Origin of the sequence: Streptococcus sp. CCH5-D3 (assembly GCF_001556435.1) — a bacterium.
Classification (GTDB): domain Bacteria; phylum Bacillota; class Bacilli; order Lactobacillales; family Streptococcaceae; genus Streptococcus.
Window position 1 is genome coordinate 134,777 of the sequence record NZ_LSIW01000097.1, and the last position, 6,000, is coordinate 140,776.

The 6,000-nt window shown below is 43.2% G+C and carries 2 protein-coding genes; one reads left to right on the forward strand and one right to left on the reverse strand.

Translation table 11 applies throughout. From position 1 onward, the window contains the following. Nucleotides 1–4: 4 nt before the first annotated feature. Nucleotides 5–4,930: a glycoside hydrolase family 70 protein gene (locus AX662_RS06915; RefSeq protein WP_060972011.1), complete on the reverse strand. Its 4,926-nt coding sequence runs from the start codon at nt 4,928–4,930 to the stop codon at nt 5–7. Nucleotides 4,931–5,946: 1,016 nt separating this feature from the next. Here AX662_RS06915 and AX662_RS11120 point away from each other — a divergent pair. Further along, a partial coding sequence (locus AX662_RS11120) for a KxYKxGKxW signal peptide domain-containing protein (RefSeq protein WP_155197768.1) occupies nt 5,947–6,000 on the forward strand: 54 nt, incomplete at its 3' end.

A 6,000-nucleotide genomic window follows, 5' to 3' on the forward strand; every position in this document is an offset into this window, starting at 1 on the left:
CCCCTTATCGATTTCTGACCCAAGCTCCAGTATTGGCGTCATAGTAACGACGTTGGCCTTTAACCCAGACGTAACGGCCTTTGACCTGACGGCCAGAAGCGTCAAAGTAGAGGTGTTGACCGTTGATGACTTGTTCACCTGTTACTGCTTGTCCTGAGGCGTTAAAGTAATACCAAATACCACGAGAAACTTGGATAAAGCGATTAGTTACGGCTTCACCACTATTGGCATCAAAGTAGTATTTCTTGCCTCTGTATGTCATAAGTTTCCCTTTAGCTTGGACACCGTTACCTTCAAAGTAGTAAAGTTTACCATTGATATGTTGGAGACCAACTACCTTTTGACCATTTTGGTTGAGATAAGCCCATTTGTTGGCACCAACTTGGACAAAGCGGTTGCTTACGGCCTGACCTGAGTCACCATCATAGTAACGGCCGTTGGCCCAGGCACCCTTGACTTGGCTATAATCATTGTTGAAATAGTAGTGATTACCATTGATGACTTGAGCACCTTTAACCAGTTTACCATTGCCATCGACATAGTACCACTTGTTGTTTTCCGTCACAAAGCGTGAGCGAGCAATTTCACCACTATCACCATCAAGGAAGTAACGTTGGTTATTGATTGTGACAAAGTGTCCCTTAACCTGACGTCCTTCATTGTCAAAGTAATACTGCTTACCGTTAATGGTTTGTAGTCCTGTCACGGCATAACCGTTGCTATCGAGGTAATACCAAGCCTTGTTCTCAGGATTTTGCGCAAATCGGTTGACTGCGAGATTTCCTGTATCTGGGATGAAGTAACGCATGCGTCCGTCCGCAAAACGGATGAACTTGTCTTTGGCTTGAATACCAGTCTTTTCATCGAAATAGAAGGTTGTGCCATACATGTCGTGGAGGCCACGATACATTTGACCGTTGCCATCGAAATAGCGAACGTCTTGGCGAGGACCCGCAAAGTCATAGAATCCGTTAAAGGCCTGAACCCCTTTAGGATCGTAGTAATAGACGTGACCATCACTGCCTTGGCGAAGGACATGACGTAGCTGGAGACCATTGTCTAGGAAGAAGTATTTCTTGCCATCAATGACCTGTTCACCTGTGACCATGTTACCGTTCTTATCAAAGTAATACCACTGGTTGGCACCGATTTGAATGAAGGTATTCTTGGCAAGGTAGCCACTCGTTGAGAGGTATTGGACCTTATCTCCCACCCTACGGAAACCAGTTGCTGTGATTTCTGTCATTTGTTTAGGAAGGAAGGTTTGACCTGCTTTCAGGTTGAAGTATTGGTTTGTTGCGTTATCTTGCAAGACATAGCGAGCCCCTGTACCTTGGATATTGCTTCCATTGAAATACTTGGCTGACCATTGCGTGATTTTCTCATTTGTAGTCAATTTACGGCCGTTTGAAATCTGCACGCGCTCAAAGATAGCTGGGTATTTTGCCTTCAATTCATCAAGGAAGGCACCTCCGTACTTGCCTTGGAAGTCATTTCCAAAGGTACGTGTTTTAGCTGCATAGAGACTATTGTAGATTTCAGCATTTGGACGTGGTGTGCCGTAGCTGTTGGTACGTGAAGCTGTTACCACTTCTTTTCCAGGGAGATTGTAAATTTGATCTGGAACCCAGTCAGCAATGGCTGAGATACCTTCAGCGTGAAGGGCACGAAGAGCATCCATGAGGTCTTTGAGTGAACCGTATTTGTTGTTCTTGCTCATGGCAATATCGTAACGGTCCTCGAAGGCATAGCCATTTTCAATGATAGAATCCAAGAAAGTGCCGTCTTGGCTAGACACGTATTGTGGCGCAAATTCAAAGGAAGTGATTCCCCACTCTTTGAAGCGTTTGGCATTTTGAGCAATAACACGGTTGGTGTACTGACTTGGTGTCTTAACGAAGTCTTGGAAGTTTGAGAAGCCTTCATAGATGACCTGTGAGTCGAGAGCTGCTGAGGATTCAAAGACCTGCTCACCCTTCTTAGTCGTCGAAGCCTTGGTGCGGGCATCTTGGTTTTCTGAAGCACCTACTGGCACCCAAACCGCTAAATAGCCTGAAACTTCAACAGTTGAATGACCAGTAATATCGTCTGCCGTGAAGGTCAAGTTCCCTTGATTGTCCGTATAGCGAACCAATCCAGCTGGGACATCAGAATCCTTGAAGTAGGTCGCAAGCCCTGTCGATTTGCTGAGAAGTAATGGACGATAGGCTTGATTTTTGTGGGCAGATCCCATATTAACCACCAGACGGTCATTTGCTCCCAATTTCATATCTGGACGATTGGCTGTGAGGACCAGCATTCCTTGGTTACGTGTTTCAGCAGTACCAAGCTGATTAACTTCTTCTGCACCCTTACCATAACGCACAGATGACATGATTTCATAGCCGTTATGCTTAGTAACCTTCATGTCTTGGCCACCTGCTACATATTTGATGCGAGCACGGAGCAGAGCATCAATGGCATTATAGTATGGTGATTTTTCAGCCATGTATTGGCCATCGTCGGTAAAAAGATCACCGTAGTAAACACGAGTGATACTGTCCTTGTTGGTCAACATTGTGGCATAGGCAGCTGGGATATTGTACTGAGTGTACTTTTTATCAGCCTTGCGCATGTCCGCATTGTAGATTTCGAAGGCCTGTTTGAGCTCATCCATGGTGAAGGTGAAACCATCTGTTTTTGGATTAATCTGCTTACTGATGATATTAGCCAAAACAGCTTGCACTTCACTATCATGGGCACGCACGAAAATGTAGTTGGCATCACGAGGTGTGTGTTTCTGCTCACTTGAACGGTTGTTAAGAGAGTTAGTAATCACACGCTCCAAGCTGCCACGGTAATTGCTCTTACGCAAAAAAGTCGTCAAAAGCGTTTCACGTAGCGGATTGTCAATGGACAACTGAGCACCCTTGGTATCCTTGTTGTATTGATGGTCGTTGTAGGACCAAGCTTCAAGGATTGACAAGTGAGCAATAGCGTTGGCTTCATTATCAGCTACACGGTATTTTTCCTTGAAGTAGTCAGAAGCAATCTGCAAGAGGTCCGCATCCACATTGTCCACCGCATCGATACGAACACCGTCAAAGTTGGCGCTTGGATCATTGCCAAGGATAGAACCAATGTTCATGATGTAGTGGAGCCAGTTTAGTTGCTCAGCCTGAACAGCTGGGTTAGAGTTGTCGATATCGTTAGCCAAGAGCAACTCGTAACCACCATTTGAACGGTCGATATGGTATTTGCGTGTCCCTGTTTGGTTAGTCGGTGTGCGGTTCATGAGACGGAAATCTGAATTGGCATGACTTGTCCTACTATTATTGAGGAAGGTCAGAGCGCCTCCTTGCAAGTGGTCCTTACCAACTAAAAGATTGTCCTCACTCTCAGAGTTCCAGCCAGGCTGTGTTTTGATGAAGTCTGACATCAACTGACGAAGCCAAGTGGTATTGCCCTCACGACCGATACGTTCCTCGATTTTAACTTGAATCAAGTCAGCAGCAGATGCTAAGTCGTAACTCATCATATCTGTCGTATAGGTCTTATCACTAAAACCTTGTTGACTCATATAGTTGAGGTAGTTGACCTGTGTCACCTTGTCTGGCCACCAAGTCATCAAAAGGGGACGATAATCTTTCTCAGTTGAAGCTGTCCAATTTTTTCCATCCTTCAATATCTGTTTTGGACGGTACCAACTATCAGCCGTCAAGAAATTGTCCAAGTGTTCGAAACTCTTGCTTGATGTGTCGTAGGCTTGGTTGTAAACCGCATTGATAGAGTTATTTGGAATGGCATCGGCACGATACAAAGGTTTACTTTGATCTACCATAGCCCCAGTCTCATCGAAATAATAAAGACGCCCATCAAGTTCAATGGCTGCGTTCTTTTTCACAACGCCATTTTCAACATAGTACTGCTTGCCATCAATAATCTTCAAATTCGAAGCTACTGGTTTATAGTCAAGACTTGGCTGATTTGGTTGGACCGGCTTGTTAGGTTGAGACGGTTGACTTGGTTGAACAGGTTTATTGGGTTGATTTGGCTGCGTTACAATGGTCACATTGGGTTTTGTGCCATTTGGACTTGTCACCGTCACGTTTGGTTTAGGAGTGTTTGGCCCTGTGATAATGGTTACATTTGGTATCGTACCGCTGGCCGTAATTGTGATGTTCGTATTGCGGTTGGCATTGATACGAATAGTGCTATCAGCAGCGCGTGTGGCGATTGATGGTGCAGCATTGGTCAAGACTCTAGGTCTTGCTTGTTCTGTCACACTTGGAGTAGACTGAGCACTTGTTTGCACACTTTCAGTCTCAATTCTTTGGCTGGTTTGAACCTCAGTCTTTTTCTGATTTTGACTGTTTGCTTTAGCTGTTGCATGCGACGTTGCTACACGACGCCCACCACTGCGAGTTGCTTTGTGGCTAGGAGTAACTGAAGATTCCGATTGTCCTACCTGATTACTCGGCGTATCTGACTGTGATCTTTCTTGAACAGTTGCCTGTGTTGTTGCCTGACCTTGTGAGACCTGTTCCGTAGTCAGTGTCTCTTGGGCACTAGCTTGAGTTTGCGAAGAAACTGCCACTTCTTGATCGATAACTTGACTGCTTTGTGCTTGAGCAGTTGCCTCTTGAGCGACCGCACTTGTCGTCGCCTGAGAGCTTGTTTCGTGACTTACGCTGGCTGTTGCTACTGCTGCCACACTTGCTTGAGCACTAGCTTGCTCAGTAACAGTTGTTGTCGTCACTAGACTGGCAGTACCATCCTCACTCAGTTGCTGCAAGCCGTCACCATTAGGTGCGCTCGTCTCATCGGCTTCTACTTTTCCTTGAGCTAGGAGGCTTCCACCCGCCAAGGCAACCATTGAGAGGGTAGTCACCCCGATAGTTACCCAGTTTTTCTTAACCTTATGTAGTTTAAAACGTACCTTATTTTCCATCTATAACAATCATACTTTTTTTCTATTGTTTTCTCTACTCTATGATATATTCAGACAAATTACAAATAGGAAAAAGTCATCTTATTTTCATGAATCTCTGCCGGACGCTTCCTATTATTAACTTTGATTTGTAAAAATGAGACCTTACACCATATGTAAGGTCCTAAATAGAGTTTTTTTGCTTCTCAAACTCCTTCAAGTGCTTATCTTCAAAGGCTTTTGAAGATTAAAGCAAGCTTCAATTAACCTTAAGAGATAGCAAAACTATGAGAGAAGTAGCCCCTAAAAAGACAATTCTGAAAAGAAAATTTTAGATAGAAAGACTCTATTTTTTCATCTGACTAAGATCGTGGTCTGTCTATGAGGAACAAAAAATTAAAAATATAAATGATTTACACAGGTGAATTCTTATTTGACTAACGAAACTAAATATAGAATCTTTTATGTCAGTTCTTTAACATTTTTGATAATTCCGTTAGTTTCTGTTGTTTATTCTTAAAAAAGGATTATAATGAAGCTAGGTGAATATGTAAGCGTTTTAATTTTGCTTTAAAGGACACTTGGGGGATTATCTAAAAGATTGACATTAGTTACCTAATGCCTAAATAAGGATTATAGTAGGATAACCATTCCTGAGTCACTTTGAACCATCAAACTAGGGCTCATAAAAAGAATACAGCATCATTTCAAACTAGAGCTCTAGAGGGGACGCCTCATACTAGTAAGCTCTAGTTTTTTGTGTCTTAGAAGCCCAAAATAAACGAGATCTTCCATGCTTAGAAAGGAGGAAAATTCCGAACGGCTCTCGTTTTTCTAGAATCATTTCGTCAGGACTCATGTTTGCCTCGAACAGTCTCGTAATATAGAAATTGAGGAGGCTTGGAGAAATAAGGATTGTCACAAAAAGATTAACTTACATCGTTAGGGACTCCTCCCCAATGCTCACTTTTCATAAACTCTCATGACAGCCCTTATTTTGCAGTATGTAAAAAGTTTAAAATGAAAGGAGAATTACCATGGAAAAGAAAGTACATTTTAAACTTCACAAAGTTAAAAAACATTGGGTAACT